This is a genomic window from Stenotrophomonas sp. STEN225 (assembly GCF_056756445.1).
Genome location: NZ_JBRRBV010000016.1, coordinates 72294 through 89743 on the forward strand (window position 1 = coordinate 72294; position 17450 = coordinate 89743).

13 protein-coding genes are annotated in these 17450 nt (G+C 67.1%); 2 read left to right on the forward strand and 11 right to left on the reverse strand.

Features of this window, described 5'->3' with window-relative positions:
- Positions 1-98: 98 nt before the first annotated feature.
- From ACVOJ1_RS15225 to ACVOJ1_RS15235, 3 genes are all read right to left on the reverse strand, one after another.
- Positions 99-854 carry a hypothetical protein gene (locus ACVOJ1_RS15225; protein WP_346480604.1) on the reverse strand — a complete coding sequence of 252 codons (756 nt, stop codon included), beginning with the start codon at positions 852-854 and terminating at the stop codon, positions 99-101.
- 102 nt (positions 855-956) lie between these two features.
- A complete protein-coding gene (locus tag ACVOJ1_RS15230; protein WP_111186139.1) occupies positions 957-3419 on the reverse strand; it encodes a S9 family peptidase in 2463 nt (820 codons plus the stop codon).
- Positions 3420-3544: 125 nt separating this feature from the next.
- The gene (locus ACVOJ1_RS15235) at positions 3545-3874 is read right to left on the reverse strand and encodes a hypothetical protein (RefSeq protein ID WP_065176039.1); all 330 of its coding nucleotides are present in this window, start codon (positions 3872-3874) and stop codon (positions 3545-3547) included.
- A 221-nt stretch (positions 3875-4095) separates the two neighbouring features.
- On the opposite strand from ACVOJ1_RS15235, the gene ACVOJ1_RS15240 reads away from it, so the two are divergent.
- Both ACVOJ1_RS15240 and ACVOJ1_RS15245 read left to right on the forward strand, forming a co-directional pair.
- Positions 4096-4872 (forward strand): HipA family kinase, encoded by a 777-nt coding sequence (locus ACVOJ1_RS15240; RefSeq protein ID WP_053515477.1) that lies wholly within the window; start codon positions 4096-4098, stop codon positions 4870-4872.
- On the forward strand, positions 4850-5242 hold the full coding sequence (locus tag ACVOJ1_RS15245) for a DUF3037 domain-containing protein (RefSeq protein WP_065176040.1): 393 nt from the start codon (positions 4850-4852) through the stop codon (positions 5240-5242). The genes ACVOJ1_RS15240 and ACVOJ1_RS15245 overlap by 23 nt, the downstream gene beginning before the upstream one ends.
- 15 nt (positions 5243-5257) lie before the next feature.
- On the opposite strand, the gene ACVOJ1_RS15250 is transcribed toward ACVOJ1_RS15245, so the two are convergent.
- The 8 genes from ACVOJ1_RS15250 to ligA all read right to left on the reverse strand — a co-directional run bounded on the left by ACVOJ1_RS15250 (position 5258) and on the right by ligA (position 17403).
- Complete coding sequence (locus ACVOJ1_RS15250; protein WP_346480605.1) at positions 5258-5728, reverse strand: REP-associated tyrosine transposase; 471 nt, start codon at positions 5726-5728, stop codon at positions 5258-5260.
- A 112-nt stretch (positions 5729-5840) separates the two neighbouring features.
- A complete protein-coding gene (locus ACVOJ1_RS15255) occupies positions 5841-8366 on the reverse strand; it encodes a membrane-bound PQQ-dependent dehydrogenase, glucose/quinate/shikimate family (protein ID WP_346480606.1) in 2526 nt (841 codons plus the stop codon).
- A 132-nt stretch (positions 8367-8498) separates the two neighbouring features.
- Positions 8499-11213, reverse strand: a complete 2715-nt coding sequence (gene gyrA, locus ACVOJ1_RS15260) for a DNA gyrase subunit A (protein WP_065182897.1) — start codon at positions 11211-11213, stop codon at positions 8499-8501.
- Between the two features lie 247 nt (positions 11214-11460).
- On the reverse strand, positions 11461-12525 hold the full coding sequence (mtnA, locus tag ACVOJ1_RS15265; protein ID WP_065176042.1) for an S-methyl-5-thioribose-1-phosphate isomerase: 1065 nt from the start codon (positions 12523-12525) through the stop codon (positions 11461-11463).
- A gap of 47 nt (positions 12526-12572) precedes the next feature.
- Positions 12573-13301, reverse strand: a complete 729-nt coding sequence (locus ACVOJ1_RS15270) for a DUF3011 domain-containing protein (protein ID WP_080375199.1) — start codon at positions 13299-13301, stop codon at positions 12573-12575.
- 139 nt (positions 13302-13440) lie between these two features.
- Positions 13441-14397, reverse strand: coding sequence for an EF-P lysine aminoacylase EpmA (gene epmA / locus ACVOJ1_RS15275; protein WP_065176043.1), 957 nt, complete (start codon positions 14395-14397; stop codon positions 13441-13443).
- Positions 14394-14879, reverse strand: a complete 486-nt coding sequence (locus ACVOJ1_RS15280; protein ID WP_053515463.1) for a GNAT family N-acetyltransferase — start codon at positions 14877-14879, stop codon at positions 14394-14396. The genes epmA and ACVOJ1_RS15280 overlap by 4 nt, the downstream gene beginning before the upstream one ends.
- A gap of 52 nt (positions 14880-14931) precedes the next feature.
- Entirely contained in the window at positions 14932-17403 is a 2472-nt protein-coding gene (ligA, locus tag ACVOJ1_RS15285; protein ID WP_346480611.1) for an NAD-dependent DNA ligase LigA, read from the reverse strand.
- Positions 17404-17450: the final 47 nt, after the last annotated feature.

Sequence of the window (17450 nt, forward strand, 5' to 3'; positions counted from 1 at the left end):
CACGGACAACTTCCCTGCTGGGGCGCCTGTCCGGCCGCACCGCGATCGACCTGTCGCTGTCGAGTCTGCACCGTTGATCGCAGAGCATCCGTGGATGATCAATCTGCGGTTTCCTTGCGCAGCGCCCCGCAACGCAGCGCCTCCTGGGCAATGTCGTCTCGTAATCTGTTCTGCAACCAGCTGATCCTGAAACGTTCGCGGCTGGGTTCCCCCGCAGGCAGCAGCGCCATCAGTGCATCGCTCAACGCCGGACGCCACTGCTCCTGCGCGCCTGCCAGAACGTACTGGTCGAAGTTCGTCGATGACACGCGCTTCCATGGCAGCATCATCGCGTACTGGGATGTGGACACCAGCACGGTTTCCGGGCGGCCCGGACGGCTTACGACCACGGTCATGCTGGGATGGTCGTCAGTCCAGAGGCCGCGGAAATGCGCTGCAACGCGCTCCTGCAGACCTTGCCCGGCCACCGCCCGGCGTGCCCAGGCCTGCTGCTGGGCGAACGAGCATCTGGCCGGCGGCGTGCTGCGCAGCTGTGGATCCAGCGTCAGCATGGTGGACCGGTCCAGCCGCGAAGCGATCAGATCCACCGTGGCGTCGCGGGTCAACGGCGCTGCCTGCAGCGCAGCCTCGAACGCTGACATCGCGCCGAACGGCAGCAGCTCCGGCACCCGCGGTTGCACGTCGGGCGCGTCAACCACCTGTACACGGGTGGTCACGCCGTAGGCATCGCGCCGGATGACCCAGCGCTCAGATACGGAACCCCAGCCAGACCAGTCGTACGTGACGTGCACGCTCATCGGCCGCTGGACCGCCATGGCCACAGGAGAAACCAACAGCGGAGCGAGCGCCAACATCCATGCCTTCATGTGACTTCCCCGGCTCTGTACCACAGCAGCCGACCATGGCTCGGCTCCACAGGATGCAGGAAGGCCGCCCGAGGGCGGCCTTTCCATTCCTCACTTGGCGTTCTTCACGTAGGTGTCGAACCAGTTGAGCATCTCCGCCACCAGCTGCTCGTTCGACTCCAGCGCCGTATACCAGTGCGGCTCGTTCGGCAGCATCACCAGGCGGGTGGTGCCGCCGTTGCCACGGATCGCCTGGTACAGCTTGCGCGACTGGAACGGCTCGGTACCCGGATTGGCATCGTCCTCGCCATGCACCAGCAGCAGCGGCAGCTTGATCTTGTCGGCGTAGAAGAACGGCGATGCCTTCAGGTAGACATCCTGTGCCTGCCAGACCGAACGCCGCTCGTTCTGGAATCCGAACGGAGTGAAGGTCTTGTTGTAGGAGCCGCTGGTCGCCACGCCCGCCTTGAACAGGGTGGTATGCGCGATCAGGTTCGCGGTCATCAGGCCGCCGTGGCTGTGGCCGGTCACGCCGATCCGGTTGCGATCCACCACGCCCATGTCGACGGCCTTGTCCACGGCCGCCTTGGCATCGGCTTCCAACTGCTCCAGGTAGGTGTCGTAGGCGTTCCTGGGATCACCGACAATCGGGAACGAGGCATTGTCGATGATCGCGTAGCCGGCCAGCAGCATCAGGCGGTACGGCTGCAGGCGGGTGAACGTCTGCTGCGAACCGGAGACCTGCCCGGCCTGCGCGGCATTGGCGAAGTCTGCCGGATAGGCGTAGAGGATGGCCGGCACGCGCTGGCCTTCCCGGTAGCCGGGCGGCGTGTACAGGGTGAACGACAGATCCACGCCGTCGGCGCGCTTGTAGGTCACCAGCTGCTTCTTGATCTGCCGCACTTCAGGCGTGGGATCGACCAGCTTCGTCAGGGCCGTCGCGGTGGAGGTGTACTGCGCCTCGCCCTGCTTGGCGTCCGCCACAGCATCGCCCTGCTGGCGCAGGAAGGCGTTCGGCGGGTCCATCACCGACTGGTGCCACGTCAGGTAGCGGCCGGGCGTATTGCTGAAGCCCAGGAACTGCTCGTAGGCATCGGCATCGCTGCGGAACAGGCGCTCACTCTTCAGTGTGGCCAGGTCCAGACGGTCCAGGAACGGGCGATCCCCCTGCGGCGAAGCGCCCTGCCCACGCAGGAACACGTACGTCCCTTCCTGCCGCACCACCGGTGCGCCATTGGGCAGGCGCTTGAACACCAGGTTGCCCGGATCGCCGTACAGCTCGTCGCTGGACATGTCCCACAACAGGCGGCCCTCCTGCCGGGGCTTGTCCACATCGACGATGCGGGTCTGCACCCAGTGCCGGTTCTCGTCATTCTCGAACTGGAACGACACGGCCGGGTCCGCCGTCCAGGCAATGCCTTCGAAGCGCTGCGCGGTACGCGCGATCTCCACCGGCTTGCCGGTGAACGGCGCCTTGAGCATGAGCACGCGGTCACGGTGCGGCACACTCACTTTCCAGTCGCCCTTGTCCAGTGCTTCGGCATACACCAGCGTCGCCGGATCGGTGGAGCGCCAGTCGAAACCGCGCGGCCCCTCCGGCACGCCGTGCACCGGCACGCGGTCTGCCAACGGCAGGCGGGCGATGGTGGTCGTGCGCCCACTGCTGACATCCAGTACCGCGACGTCGTTGGCGAAGCGCTGGTAGGTAACCGCATGCGAGAACGGTGGCTTGATCGACTCGGTCAGCACATGCACGCCGTCTGGCGCCGCACTGACATCGTTGTAGATAGCCGGCTGGCCGACCGTTCGCACGGTGCCCGCCGCGGTATCCACCACCGCCAGCTGCGAGGCCCCGTAGTAGGCGAACAACGCTTCATCATGCACGCTGGTCAGCGTGTCGCGTGCCTCATAGGTGCTGCTCTCGCCACTGCTGCCGAGCGACTCCTGTGCATCGGGTCCGGTCGGCACGCCGCCATCGGACGGCGCCGGCCCCTGGTTGGCCGGTACCAGTTTCACCAGCAGTGTCTGGCTGCCACCCAGCCACTGCACGGTGCTGCCGAAAATCGGGTTCAGCTGGACGTTCGGTACCTGCTTGACCTGACCGGTGGCGGCATCGCCCACCCACAGCTGCACGCTGGTCTCGACCGCGTTCTGGAACGCGAAGTGGCTGCCGTCGGCCGACCACAGCGCGCCACCGGCACAGCCCTGCGGCAGGTTGACCCGGGTCTGCTTGCCGCTGCCGATCTCGACCAGGGTGAAGTCGGCCACGCAGGCCGGTATGCCATAGCCTCCGGGCGTGTCATGGCGGCTGCGGTTCTTCGGCTCCAGGCGCACGCCGGCCAGTTTCAGGTAGGGCTGCGCCACCCGGCTGATCGACGGATAGGTCTGCGCGGTGGTCAGCAACAGACGCTGGCCACTGGGGTCGACGTTCGGCATTGGCGGCGGCGGTGCCTTCAGCACCTTCAGCAGATGCTCCGGCGGCTTGGCATAGTCGGCCCATGCCGGGCCTGCAGACAACAGCGTGACGGCAACGACGGCAATGGCAGCCGCCAGAGAGGTACGACGGATGAGCATCCTTATCCCCTGGTAGTGTCGGGCTGCCCGCGAAGCGGGCATGCGCCGAATCTAGCACCGCCCGGCCCGCGTTCAATGGGCCGGATGGGCTAGTCACCGGATAAGGCAAAGCGCAGGCCGGGTCACTACTGCCGGGCGTGCAGGTCCCAGGTGGCCAGATAGTCCGGGTCCACCACGATCATCCCGTTGGAGCGCATGCAGTACTCGCCCGGCTGGGCTGGCAGGTACTGGTCGAGCATGGGCGGCAGGTAGCGCTCGTGGCCATCGTTCTCGTCGGCAAGCACCACGCCTTCGAACGCGCTGATGCGCAGCACCGTGCCGGCATACTGCTCCAGCCCTTGAACCTGCCCGTCACCGCCGTAACGGGTGACGCCCACCAGCACTACCTTGCCGATCATTTCTTCGGCCTTGGCATCATCCAGAGGCGGCAGTGCCGCATTCAGTTGGTCGCTCATCCCTGTACCTCCGCATCTGGTGGAGACATCGTGGAGCAGGATCCGCGCGGCGTTTCCGCGAACGCCATGGACAGCATGTTGCCCGCGCCGTCCGGAGGATCGTGTGAAGCGCGGCACATTGCGCAGCGTGCATTCAGCATTGCCTGCGTTGCGTCGGCATGCGCGGCGTGTGCTCTGCGGCGCATGCGATGCAGCACCGTGTGCCACGCTAGAATGCGCGCATGCGCACCGTGAATGCTCTTCGTTACATTACGCCCCTGCGGGAGGGCGGCTCCCTGCCGGCCGTGGTCGAGACCGACGACGACGGCATGGCCGTACTCAAGTTCCGGGGTGCGGGCCAGGGGCCCAAGGCCCTGATCGCCGAACTGATCGCAGGTGAAATGGCCCGTACCCTGGGCCTGCCGATTCCCGAACTGCTGTTCGTCGAACTGGACAGCGAGTTCGCGCGTACCGAACCGGATCCGGAGATCCAGGAACTGATCCGCGCCAGCGAGGGCCTTAACCTGGGCCTGGATTACCTGCCCGGCGCGATCAACTACGACCCGGCGGCCATGCCGGTGGACGCCGACCTGGCGTCGCGCATCGTCTGGTTCGATGCATTCACCAGCAATGTCGATCGCACCACGCGCAACCCGAACCTGATGGTGTGGCACCGCCAGCTGTACCTGATCGACCACGGTGCAGCGATGTATTTCCACCACGACTGGGCCAACGCCGGCGATGCGTGCGAAAGGCCGTTCGTGCTGATCCGCGACCACGTGCTGCTGTCGTTCGCCAGCCGCATCGCCGAGGTGGATGCCGAGCTGGCGGCTCGCCTGACCGATGCCGAGATCGAGCGGATCGTCGGCCTCGTGCCAGACAGCTGGCTGGTCAACGAGCCAGCGTTCGACAGCCCTCAGGCCTACCGCCAGGGCTACATCGACTATCTCAAGCATCGCCTGAAGGTGCGTGCGGTGTTCGTGCAGGAGGCCATCCGTGCCCACGCTGCACACGTATGACTATGCGGTCATCCGCGTTGTACCGCGGGTGGAGCGCGAGGAATTCATCAACGTCGGGGTGATCGTGTCCTGTCCCGGTGCGCGTCATCTGGAAGCGGCCATCGAGATCGACCCGGCACGCCTGCAGGCGTTCGCACCGGCGCTGGACCAGCAGGCGCTGCAACCGTGGCTGGATGCCATCGTGGCCATCTGCCGCGGCGATGCCACCGCCGGCCCCATCGCGCAGCTTCCGGCACGCGCACGCTTCCATTTCCTCACCGCCAAACGCAGCTCGATCGTGCAGATGTCCAGCACGCATGTGGGCCGCACAGCCAACCCGGCGGGTGTGGTCGAACACTTGATGACGAGGATGGTACGGGTGCCGCAGTAACACGGCAGCCCGCCACTACCGCGCAATCGCGGCGTCCTGCAGCGGCCAGCGACACCAGCCATGGGGATACTCGCCCACCTGCCTGGCCAGCCCCGCACTGACCGGGTAAGCCAGCACCTGCCGGGCCCGCACAGGCAACGAAGCATCATTGTCGATCACCTGATCGAAATAGCCGGCCTGCCAGACCGCTCCGTTGCGGCCGCGATGGCGGTTGATCAGGAAGCTGCTGCGCGCCTTGAAGCGCTGTACGCAGTATCCGGGTGGATGGCCACGCGGCTGCGCCAGCCATCGCACGTGGTCGGGCATGACAAGCCAGGCCAGCGAGGTGGTCAGCCCCTCGCGGTCCATCGCACCCAACAGCTGCATCGCGACATCCGCATGCGCCGCGTTCTCGAACAGGCGCTGCCGATTGCAGCAGGTCAACGTGAGCAGATGGACATTGCCCATGATGGGCTCGCGGCTGACAGGGTTCGACAGGCTGGGCATGCGCAACAGCGTGCCCGCCGGCACACCGCTACTGCATCGGTGGACACCACGTCATCGGGTGGGAAATGGCCGCTTCCGGGAATCGGCGGACAGGCCCCGCCGCGAACGATGCTCAATGTTCGGGCAGGGCAAACGCCATCACGTAATCGCCGGGACGGGTCTCCATGAAGTGATGGCCTGCCGCGACGATCACCACGTACTGGCGTCCCCCCTGCTCGTAGATCATCGGGGTGGCCTGGCCCCCGGCAGGCAGCCTGGCATGCCACAGTTCCCGGCCCGTCTTCAGATCGATCGCGCGCAGCAGATCGTCGGTCGCGGCGGCGATGAACACCAGACCGCTGGCAGTGATCACCGCACCGCCATTGTTGGGCGTTCCGATCTCGATCGGCAGGCCGGAGCGGATGCCGAACGGGCCGTTGCCGCGCGCGCTTCCGAACGGCCGGTCCCACAGCAGCGTGCCCGTGCGCAGATCGATCGCGCGGATGCCGCCATACGGCGGCTGTTTGCACGACAGGCCGGTCAATGGCAGCCGCCATCCTGCATTGACGTCGATGGCATACGGCGTACCCATCTGCGGGTCGCCTGCCCCTTCGCCAGCGCCGCGGTCGGCGCGGATCTGCTCACGCGGCAGCCATCCCCGCCGGTCGGCCTCGGCACGCGGTACCAGCCGATTGTAGTTGGGCATGTCGTTGTAGTTGGCCACGATCACGCCCCGGCGGGTATCGATGGCCACGCCACCCCAGTCCGAGCCACCGTTGTAACCGGGATACTCGATGGAATGGCGATCACTGGTGGGCGGCGTGTAGAAGCCCTGGTAGTGCGCCCTGCGGAACTGGATGCGGCAGACCAGCTGATCGATCGGCGTGATGCCCCACATGTCACGCTCGGTCAGCGGCTGCTCGCGCCGCAGGGTGTGATAGAGCGAGAACAGCTGCGTCGGTGAGCGCTGCTCCGGTTCCACGCCGCCCTGCGGAACCCTGCGCTCTTCGGCAGGTGTCAGCAGCCGGCCGTTGCGCCGGTCGAGGATGTACAGGTCACCCTGCTTGGTCGGCAGCAGGATCGCGGGCACCTTGCCTGCCGCGGTCGGAAAATCGATCAGGCTGGCCTGCGAACCGAGGTCGTAGTCCCAGACATCCTTGCGTACGGCCTGGAAATGCCAGACCGGCTTGCCGGTGGCCACGTCGAGTGCCACCAGCGAGGTGGCATAGCGGTTCTGTTGCTCGCTGCGCGAGCCGCTCCAGTAGTCGCCGGCGGCATTGCCCAACGGCAGGTAGACCAGGCCCAGTTGTTCATCGCCGGTGGCGGTGGTCCACATGTTCGGCGTACCCCGGGTATAGACCTGCTCGCGGGGTGGCGGACCGGTGCGCTCGGGCCGCTCCATGTCCCACGCCCAGCGCAGCTTGCCGGTGATCGCGTCATAGGCCTGGATCACGCCGGAAGGCGCGTCACGGCGCTGCCCGTCCAGCACCTGGTGACCGGTGACGATCACGCCGCGCACGATGGCCGGCGGCGAGGTGATCGAGACATAGCCCGGCGGCACCTCGCCCATGTCGAGGGTGATGTCGATCTGGCCGTTGTTGCCGAAATTGACGCACGGCCGACCGCTGTCGGCATCCACTGCGATGATGCGTCCGTCCAGCGTGCCTTCGATGACGCGCGCCCAGCAGGCAGGCCGCGCGCCCGCCGCCGCGCCCGGTCGAACGCTGGGAGGTGGCAGGGGCAAGGCGAGATCGGCAGCCACATCCGCCAATGCCGCATCGGCGAACACCGGCACGGCGGGCTGCTCGTAGTAGGACACCCCACGGCAGGCGGCGGTGTACGGAATGGAGGCGTCCTTCACCTTTGGATCGAACTGCCACAGCGCCTTGCCGGTGCTGGCCTCGAGGGCGATCAGGCGGTTGCGTGCCGTGCACAAGTACAGCCGCTCGCCGATCTTCAACGGCGTGGTCTCGGCCCCCCAGCGCCTCTTCGGCAGGTCGCCGGTGCGGAACTGCCAAGCCAGTTGCAGGGTAGCCACGTTGGCGGGCGTGATCTGCTGCAGCGGCGAGAAGCGGGTGGCGGCGTTGCTGCGGCCCCAGGCGGGCCAGTCACCCTCGGCGGGCTGGTCGGCCGGCTGCAGGCCGGTGGTGTCGCGGGTCGGCTCCAGGCCTGCGCTGAAGGCTGCTTCCGGGAACGGCGCATGGCCGTCCACGCTGCCGTGCGGACTGAACGCCAGGGCAAACGCGCCGACGAACACCAGCAGCAACACGGCGGCGATGCTGCACGACAGCCGTTTGGACAGCGGCGCGCGCAACGTCGGCGTCAGCAGCGCCAGAACGATGCCCAGCGCGGTGACCAGCCCCAGCCGTGGCACCCAGCGCCAGTAATCGCTGCCCGATTCCCACCCCGTCCACAGCAGCGTGCCGACGAACACCAGCGCGTACAGCAGCGCACCGCTGCGACGGTTGAGCCACAGCAGAATGCCGCTGGCCAGCAGGCCACAGCCGGCGATGAGGTAATAGGCCGAGCCCCCCAGCTGGAACAGCCATGCACCCAGCCCGCCGATCACCAGGCCCAGGATGACCAGCAGCAGCGACAGGACCGTGACCAGGGGGTGGCGGCGCACGGGCGCCGGCGCGGACTGCGGCGTGGCGGACATCGTCGATCTCCGGGAGCAGCATGCTGCCCTTATCCCACCGCCGCCGTGAAGCGCGTGCGTATTCCATGCTCCCGCATACGACGACGCCGGCACGGGGCCGGCGTCGTCGGGTACCTCGTCAGCGCGACCGGATCACTCCTGCGCGGCATCCTCGCTGCCGGTGGCAGCCGGGGCGCCTTCGGCCGTGGCCGGGGCGACCGCGGCCACCTCGTCCTCGTCCTCGTCGATCGAGGCATCCATGCGCTCCACCGCCTGCAGCTTCTCGTCCTTGGACAGGCGGATCAGGGTGACGCCCTGGGTGTTGCGGCCCACGCGGCTGATTTCCGAACCGCGCGTGCGCACCAGCGTGCCGCCATCGGAGATCAGCAGCACTTCATCGCTGGAGCCCATCAGCACCGCGGCGACCAGCTTGCCGTTGCGCTCGGTGGTCTGGATGCCGATCACGCCCTGGGTACCACGCCCCTTGCGCGGATAGTCCGGCAGCGGGGTGCGCTTGCCGTAACCATTCTCGGTGGCGGTGAGGATGTACTGCAGGTTGGCGTCGTCGGCACCGTCGATCACCGCATCGCCATTGGCGACCGCTTCCTCGATACCGTTGTCGTCCTCGTTCTCGTCCTCGGCACCACCGGCACTCTCGGCCACGATCAGGCTGACTACTTCCTCGCCGGGCGGCATCCTGATGCCGCGCACGCCGGTGGCGGTACGGCCCATCGAGCGGACCTTGTCCTCGCCGAAACGCACGGTCTTGCCGTTGGAGGCGAACAGCAGGATGTCACGCTCGCCATCGGTCAGGCCGACGCCAACCAGCGCATCGCCCTCGTCAAGGTTGATCGCGATCTTGCCGCGGGCCAGACGGAAGGCGAATTCGCCCAGCGGGGTCTTCTTGACCGTGCCGTTCTTCGTGGCGAAGAACACGAACTGGCCATCGGCGTATTCGCGCACCGGCAACACGGCCTGTACGCGCTCACCCGGTTCCAGCGGAATCCAGTTGATGATCGGCCGGCCGCGTGCGTTGGAGCCGGCTTCGGGCAGCTGGTACACCGGCAGCCAGAACACCTTGCCCGAACTGGTGAAGGTCAACAGGGTGTCGTGCGTGTTGACCAGCCACAGCTGTTCGATGAAATCCTCTTCCTTGGTCGCCGCCGCGCTGCGGCCACGGCCGCCACGACGCTGGGCGCGGTAGGCGCTGACCGGCTGGCGCTTGACGTAGCCGGCGTGCGACAGGGTGACCACCACGTCTTCCGGGGCGATCAGGTCGAGGATGTCCAGGTCTTCTTCGCTGTGGCGGATCTCGGTGCGACGCTCGTCGCCGAACTCGGCCTTGACGCTGACCAGCTCCTCGCGGATCACCTGCAGCAGGCGATCGGGATCTTCCAGGATGTGGATCAGACCGGCGATCACTTCCAGCAGCTGCTTGTACTCGTCGGTCAGGCGATCCTGCTCCAGCCCGGTCAGGCGGTGCAGGCGCATTTCCAGGATCTGGGTGGCCTGGATCTCGGTCAGCTGGTAGCCGCCCTCGATCAGGCCCACGCCCTTGGGCAGGTCCTCCGGGCGCGAGGCCTCGGCACCGGCAGCACCCAGCATGGCCCCGACCAGGCCCGGCTCCCACAGGCGGGCGAGCATGCGTTCGCGCGCCTCGTTGGGATTGGGCGAGGTCTTGATCAGCTCGATCATCTCGTCGATGTTGGCCAGCGCGACGGTCAGGCCTTCCAGCACGTGGGCACGGGCACGCGCCTTGCGCAGCTCGAACACGGTGCGGCGGGTGACCACCTCGCGACGGTGGCGGACGAATGCCTCCAGCATCTGCTTGAGGTTCATCAACTGCGGGCGGCCGTCGACCAGCGCCACCATGTTGATGCCGAACACCGATTCCATCTGCGTCTGCTGGTACAGGTTGTTCAGCACAACCTCGGCAGATTCACCGCGCTTGATCTCGATGTAGATGCGCATGCCGTCCTTGTCGGACTCATCGCGCAGCTCGCTGATGCCTTCGATCTTCTTTTCCTTGACCAGCTCGGCGATCTTCTCGATCAGACGCGCCTTGTTCACCTGGTAAGGAATTTCAGTGACGATGATCGATTCGCGGCCGTTGTCGGCCACTTCGATATCCGCCTTGGCGCGGATGCGCACGCGGCCACGGCCGGTACGGTAGCCGGCGACGATGCCGGCGGTGCCGTTGATGATGCCCGCAGTCGGGAAATCCGGGCCCGGGATGTACTCCATCAGGCCGTCGACGTCGATTTCCGGGTTGTCGATCAGCGCGATGCAGGCATTGATCGATTCGCTCAGGTTGTGCGGCGGGATGTTGGTCGCCATGCCCACCGCGATACCGGCCGAACCGTTGACCAGCAGGTTCGGGAACCGGGTCGGCATGACCGTCGGCTCCAGTTCCTTCTCGTCGTAGTTGGGCTGGAAATCGACGGTTTCCTTGTCGATGTCGGCCATCAGCTCATGCGCGAGGCGCGACATGCGCGCTTCGGTGTATCGCATCGCCGCGGCGGAGTCACCGTCGATCGAACCGAAGTTACCCTGGCCGTCGACCAGCATGTAACGCAGCGAGAACGGCTGGGCCAGGCGCACCAGCGTGTCGTACACCGACTGATCGCCATGCGGATGGTACTTACCGATGACGTCACCGACGATACGCGCCGACTTGAAGTAGGGCTTGTTGCTGTGCGCGTTGAGCTCGTTCATCGCGTACAGCACGCGGCGATGCACCGGCTTGAGGCCATCGCGCGCATCCGGGAGCGCGCGGCCCACGATCACGCTCATGGCGTAATCGAGGTAGCTCTTGCGCATCTCGTCTTCCAGGTTGACCTGGATGATTTCCTTGGCGGTTTCTGCCATTCGGGTTCCGTTGTCTGGTAGCGGTCCAGTCCGGCGCGGACACCTGCGGGGGTGACCATGCCGGAACCTCGATTCAACCTGTGGATACTACCACATCGGACCATTCCCCGCCTGTGTTTACAGGGGTTTTACCGGCACAAATCAGGAACTTAGGGGCAGGACGGGGCCCATCGGGCCACGCCCGGGGCCGGCCGCGGCGAACCCGGAAGATGCGCCCGGCTCCCGCGGCGCAGACCGCCTGTGCGTCTCAACCGCCGAAGGCGGCGCGCATGTTCTCCACGGTCGGGTTCAGGATCACGCCGCGCTCGGTCACGATGGCGTCGATCAGCTCGCCCGGGGTGACGTCGAACACCGGGTTCCAGGCGGCGATGCCTTCGGCCACCGTGCGCGTCCCGCCCACGCCGTACAGCTCGCCCGGATCGCGCTGTTCGATCTCGATCTGGCTGCCGTCGACGGTCTCCATGTCGACCGTCGAGGACGGCGCCACGACCATGAATTTCACGCCATGGTGGCGCGCGGCGATGGCCAGCTGGTAGGTGCCGATCTTGTTGGCGGTATCGCCATTGGCGCAGATGCGGTCGGCGCCGACGATCACCCACTGCACGGCCCCGGTCTTCATCAGGTGCGAGGCGGCCGAATCGGCGATCAGGGTGGCGTCGATGCCATCCTGCTGCAGTTCCCAGACGGTCAGGCGCGCGCCCTGCAGCCACGGCCGGGTCTCGCCGGCGAATACGCGGGCGATCCGGTGCTGGGCCATGCCGGCGCGGATCACGCCCAGCGCGGTGCCGAAGCCGGCGGTGGCCAGCGAGCCGGTATTGCAGTGGGTCAGCACGCCGCTGCCGGCATCGATCAGGCCGGCGCCGAGCGCCCCCATGTGGCGGTTGGCGGCCAGGTCTTCCTCGGCGATGGCCCGCGCTTCCGCTTCAAGCAGCGTCTTCCAGTCCGCACCGGCGCTGCCCAGGCAACGACGCATCCGCGCCAGTGCCCAGGCCAGGTTGACGGCGGTCGGGCGTGAGGCGTTCAGCCGCTGCAGCGCCGGCTCAAGCTGCTGCAGGGCGAGCGGGCCATCGGCAGCCTGCACCTCACGCGCCGCCAGCACCACGCCCCAGGCAGCCGCGATGCCGATGGCCGGGGCGCCACGTACGGTCAGGGCGTGGATGGCCGCGGCGACTTCATCGCTGTCCCGGCATACCACATGCTCGACCACGAACGGCAGCTTGCGCTGGTCCAGCAGTTGCAGGGCATCGCCGGTCCACAGGATCGGGCGGATGTGGTCGTAGCGGGCGTAATCGAGGTCGGTGGCAGTGTTCATGGGCCCATTGTAGGGCCACGCCCCCTCGCGCAGGCACCCGGCCGGATTCAATTCACCGAGAATTCGGCGCGGCAACCGCCGTCCACCCAGATGCCGTTGCGGCTCCAGCCCCAGGTGCTGCCCTCCACGCACTCTGTGCTGGACAGCTGCTGTCGCACCGCGGCACCGACGGAGATGCTGGCGCCGCAGAAACGGCGCTTCTTCGATTTTGATTCGCAGGTCAACCGGCGCGGCACGTCGACGAAACGGCCATCCTCATCGGCCACCTCGAAATCACCCTGGCAGCCTCGGCTGGTCCACACCTCGTTGCGCTTGTAACCCCAGCCCTGCCCTTCCCGGCATGGCAGCACCGACAGCTGCCGCAGCAGGCGCACCGGTGCGCCGTCCAGACGCACCGGACAACTCTGCGGACGGCCATTGGATTCACAGCGGACCACGCGGCGCACCTTGCGCTTGCTGCCTGGCTCAGCCGCAGCCACTCCCTGCGCCGGGCGCGCCCGGAACTCGGCACGGCAGCCGAGCGTGACCCACACGCCGCTGCGGTCGGTGCCCCATTCGCTGCCACGGATACAGCTGTTGCTGGACAACTGGCGAACCAGATCGACGCCGTTGCTGACATCGATATCGCAGTGCACCCAGGCCATGTCGCGTGACTCGCAGGTGACGACTTCGCCGTCATAGCCGGCCTGCTGCGCCGATGCCGGCAACGGCGTCAGCACTCCCCACATCGCAATGGAGTAGACCGGTGCCGCCACAACCGCAAACCACTTGACCAAAGCCTTCCCCATAGGACTGGACGAACTGCCGTGCCAGTGTCTGGCATCGGGAGTGATGAGAGCATCATCGTGCTTGCTGAATCAAGCGCGCGGACGCGGCAATCCGTTCAGTCTGTCTGGTTCAGAAAGCCGCGTGCGCTCAGGCGTCGGCGAAATCGAAGGCCAGCACGTCGGCGATGCGGGGCGTGCGGTTCATCGCCATCAACAGGCGATCGATGCCGACCGCGACACCCGCACACGCGGGCATGGCAGGCAACGCCGCCAGCAGTGCCTCGTCCAGCGCCGGCTGCACCTGCCCGCGCGCATGACGGCGCTGCAGGTCGTGCTGGAAACGCGCCCGTTGTTCGTCGGCATCGTTCAGTTCGTGATAGCCATTGGCCAGCTCCACGGCCCCCAGGTACAGCTCGAACCGCTCGGCCAGCGGCGGCGTACCAGGGCGGATGCGGGCCAGTGCTGCCTGGCTCGCCGGCCAGTCGTGGACAACGGTCATGACCGCGTCATCGAAATGCGGTTGGATGCGATGGGTCATCAGCAGATCCAGCCAGTCGTCGCGGGTCAGCCCGACCGGGTCGATATGCACGTCACCCAGCGCAGCGCGCAGCCCGGCCTCATCGGTCTGGAACGGATCCACGCCCACCTGCTGCTGGAACAGCTCGCGGTAGCTCAGCACACGCAGGCTGGCGCTGCGTCCAACCAGGCCCAGCGCCAGGCGGACCAGCTCCGCGGTTTCCTGCACCAGCCGGTGATGGTCCCAGCCAACCCGGTACCACTCCAGCAGGGTGAACTCCGGGTTATGGCGCCCGCCGGCCTCGCCGTTGCGGAACACCCGCCCCAGTTCGTAGCAGTCGCCCACTCCGGCGGCCAGCAGCCGCTTGAGCGGGTACTCCGGCGAGGTACGCAGCCAGCGACGGCGGCCACCGGCGTCGACATGGCCGCTGAAGTCGGTATGGAAGCTGTCGATGTTGGGCTCGGTATTACCGGCCACCGACAGGATCGGTGTCTCCACCTCCAGCACGTCACGCTCTGCGAAGAAGCGGCGCACCAGCGCGTTCAGCGCGGCACGCTGCTGCAGTTTGCGCCGCAGGGCGTCGCTCACAGGATGCCCTCCGGGCGCGGGTGATCCAGCGGCAGGGTCAGCAGGTCGCGGGTGTCATCGATGTAGCCACTGGCCAGGTACAGCCGACGCGCCAGTTCGTTGTGGTGGTTCACCTCCAGGCGCAGGCGGCTGACCCCGCGTCCGCGCGCACGCTGTTCGCAGATGGCCAGCGCCTGCTTGCCCCGGCCACGGCCGCGCGCCCGCGGCCCCAGATAGAGCTCGTCAAGCAGCATGAAATGCCCGCCCTGCTCCAGGCTGAAGCCCATCGCGATCACCGCATAGCCGACCACCTGACCGGCTTCGTCCAGCCACAGCAGTACTTCGCCGTTGCGCGGATCGGCCAGCAGTGCATCGACACCGCGGCGCACGCGCACGTCGTCGAACTCGATCCTGTCCTCGGCGTAGAACGCGCGCATCAGCGAGATCAGCAGTTCCTCGTCGGCGCGGGTGGCCAGGCGGAAGTCCAGCGGGGCAGTCTGCATCGGGAATCCTTTGCTGTTTCGGGCCGGGCGCATGTCACGCCCGGCAGGGTGATCATTCGTGGTCGGCGAGGAAGGCCAGCAGACGCGCTTCGTCCCACACCGGCACTCCCAGGGCCTGCGCCTTGTCCAGCTTGGAGCCGGCTTCGGTACCCGCCACCACGAAGTGGGTTTTCTTCGACACGCTGCCGGACACCTTGGCTCCCAGCGCCTCCAGTCGCTCCTTGGCCACATCGCGGGTGAGCTGGGCCAAGGTGCCGGTCAGGACCACGGTCTGCCCGTCGAGCGGACCGGCGACGATTTCGGTCAGCGCGGGCGCCTTGGCCAGGATCTGCTGCATCGCCTCCTCGGCAGCCAGCAGCATCACGCCATGGCTGTCCGCTTCCAGCCACTGGGCAAGGCCGCGCGCGGTGTCCTCGGGCAATCCGGCATTGACGAACTGGCCATGCTCGGCATCGAGCACGGCCTGCGCGCTGGGCAGCACCGCCACCAGCTTTTCCGCGCGCAGGCGGGTGATGCCGGGGATCTCCGATTCCACCAGCAGCTGAGCCAGGTCCAGCCCCTCACGCAGCTTCGCACTGGGCGGATGCACGTCGCTGATGCGCACCTGGCCGACCTGCAGCAGATCGTCGATGGCCTGCTGGTTACCCTGCTGCTCGAAGAAGTGACCGAGCGAACGTGCCACTTCGCCACCGATGTCCGGCACGCGCTTGAACAGTGGCCAGGGCAGACGTCGGATCAAGGCCAGATCACCGAACCACTGCGCCAACGCCTTGGCCGTGCTTTCGCCGACATGTTCGATGCCCAGCGCGAACAACAGCCGTTCCAGCGTGGTGGCACGACTGGTGTCGATCGCGGCGATCAGGTTGTCGGCCCAGCGGGTCGCGATCTTCTTCGTGTTCCACTCGAAGCTGGCCGGCTGCGCCAGTGCCTTCGCGCGCCAGGCCACATCGTTGCCATCGAGCCTGAGCACGGCATTGAGCACCGTGCCGCTGCCTTCGGCCGGCAGGTGCGGCGCCAGGCTGGCGGCCAGCGCGGACGGATCTTCCGCGTCGAGCACCAGCTTCAGGTGCAGCAGCTGGTCGCGGGTGAGCCGGTACAGGTCCGCCACGCCCTTGACGATGCCGGCATCCACCAGGGTTTCGATGTACTTGTCACCCAGGCCATCGATATCCATCGCGCGACGTGAAGCGAAATGGGCGATGGCCTCCTTGCGCTGCGCCGGGCACGACAACTCACCGGAGCAGCGCCACGCGGCCGCGCCCTCTTCGCGCACGATCTCCGAGCCACAGACCGGGCAGCGCGTGGGCATCTGCCACGGCGTGGTGCCCGGCGGCCGGCGGTCGAGGATGACGCTGACCACTTCGGGAATCACGTCGCCGGCACGGCGCACGATCACGCTGTCACCCACCCGCACGTCCAGGCGCTCGATCTGGTCCGCATTGTGCAGGGTTGCGTTGGAGACGATCACGCCGGCCACGGCGACCGGCGCCAGGCGCGCGACCGGAGTGGCAGCGCCGGTGCGGCCGATCTGGATCTCGATCGCTTCCAGCGTGGTGCTCTGTTCCTGCGCCGGGAACTTGTGCGCGATGGCCCAGCGCGGTGCGCGCGAGACGAAACCCATCGCCTGCTGGCCAGCGCGGTCGTCCAGCTTGTAGACCACGCCATCGATGTCGAAGGGCAGGCCATCGCGGCGTGCGCCGATATCGCGGTAGTAGGCCAGCAATCCATCGGCGCCTTCCACCACCCTGCACAGATCGCTGACCGGGAAGCCCCAGGCACCCAGCTGCGCGAGCGTGCCCGAATGGGTATCGGGCAGTTCGCCGCCCTGCACTTCTCCGGTGCCGTAGGCGAAGAAGCTGAGCTTGCGCTGTGCGCTGATCTTCGGGTCGAGCTGGCGCAGCGACCCGGCCGCCGCATTGCGCGGGTTGGCCAGTACCTTGCCGCCATGCAGCCGCGCGCGATCGTTGTAGGCTTCAAAGTCGGCACGGGCCATGTAGACCTCACCGCGCACTTCCAGCACGTCCGGCCAGCCCTTGCCGTGCAGACGCCGGGGGATGTCGCCGATCTCGCGCAGGTTGGCCGTCACGTCTTCGCCGGTCGTGCCATCGCCGCGGGTCGCACCCAGAACGAAATGTCCATCCTCGTAGCGCAGGCTGATCGCCAGCCCGTCCATCTTCGGCTCCGCCGAAAAGCGCGCGGCACCGCGTCGCAGGCGTTCGTCGATGCGGCGCACGAAGTCGGTCACCTCCTCATCGCTGAAGGCATTGGACAACGACAGCATCGGCACCGCGTGGCGGACTTCAGCGAAACGCCCGGAGGGACGCGCGCCGACCTGCTGGGTCGGGCTGTCCGTGCGGGCCAGTTCGGGGTGCGCGCGTTCCAGTGCTTCCAGCTCGCGCACCAGCCGGTCGTAATCGACGTCGGGGATCTCCGGCGCATCCAGCTCGTGATAGGCGCGGTTGGCCTGGGCGATCTGCCGGCGGAGTTCATCGACGCGTTCGGCGGGGCTGGGGCTCATCGTGATCGGTGATTCTGGGGCGGCTGGGGATTCTACCGCGCCGGGCCATCATG

Coding starts and splice junctions, on each gene's coding strand:
- ACVOJ1_RS15225 (WP_346480604.1), bottom strand. CDS start 854: ATGTTGGCGCTCGCTCCGCTGTTGGTTTCTCCTGTGGCCATGGCGGTC.
- ACVOJ1_RS15230 (WP_111186139.1), bottom strand. CDS start 3,419: ATGCTCATCCGTCGTACCTCTCTGGCGGCTGCCATTGCCGTCGTTGCC.
- ACVOJ1_RS15235 (WP_065176039.1), bottom strand. CDS start 3,874: ATGAGCGACCAACTGAATGCGGCACTGCCGCCTCTGGATGATGCCAAG.
- ACVOJ1_RS15240 (WP_053515477.1), top strand. CDS start 4,096: ATGCGCACCGTGAATGCTCTTCGTTACATTACGCCCCTGCGGGAGGGC.
- ACVOJ1_RS15250 (WP_346480605.1), bottom strand. CDS start 5,728: ATGCCCAGCCTGTCGAACCCTGTCAGCCGCGAGCCCATCATGGGCAAT.
- ACVOJ1_RS15255 (WP_346480606.1), bottom strand. CDS start 8,366: ATGTCCGCCACGCCGCAGTCCGCGCCGGCGCCCGTGCGCCGCCACCCC.
- gyrA (WP_065182897.1), bottom strand. CDS start 11,213: ATGGCAGAAACCGCCAAGGAAATCATCCAGGTCAACCTGGAAGACGAG.
- mtnA (WP_065176042.1), bottom strand. CDS start 12,525: ATGAACACTGCCACCGACCTCGATTACGCCCGCTACGACCACATCCGC.
- ACVOJ1_RS15280 (WP_053515463.1), bottom strand. CDS start 14,879: ATGCAGACTGCCCCGCTGGACTTCCGCCTGGCCACCCGCGCCGACGAG.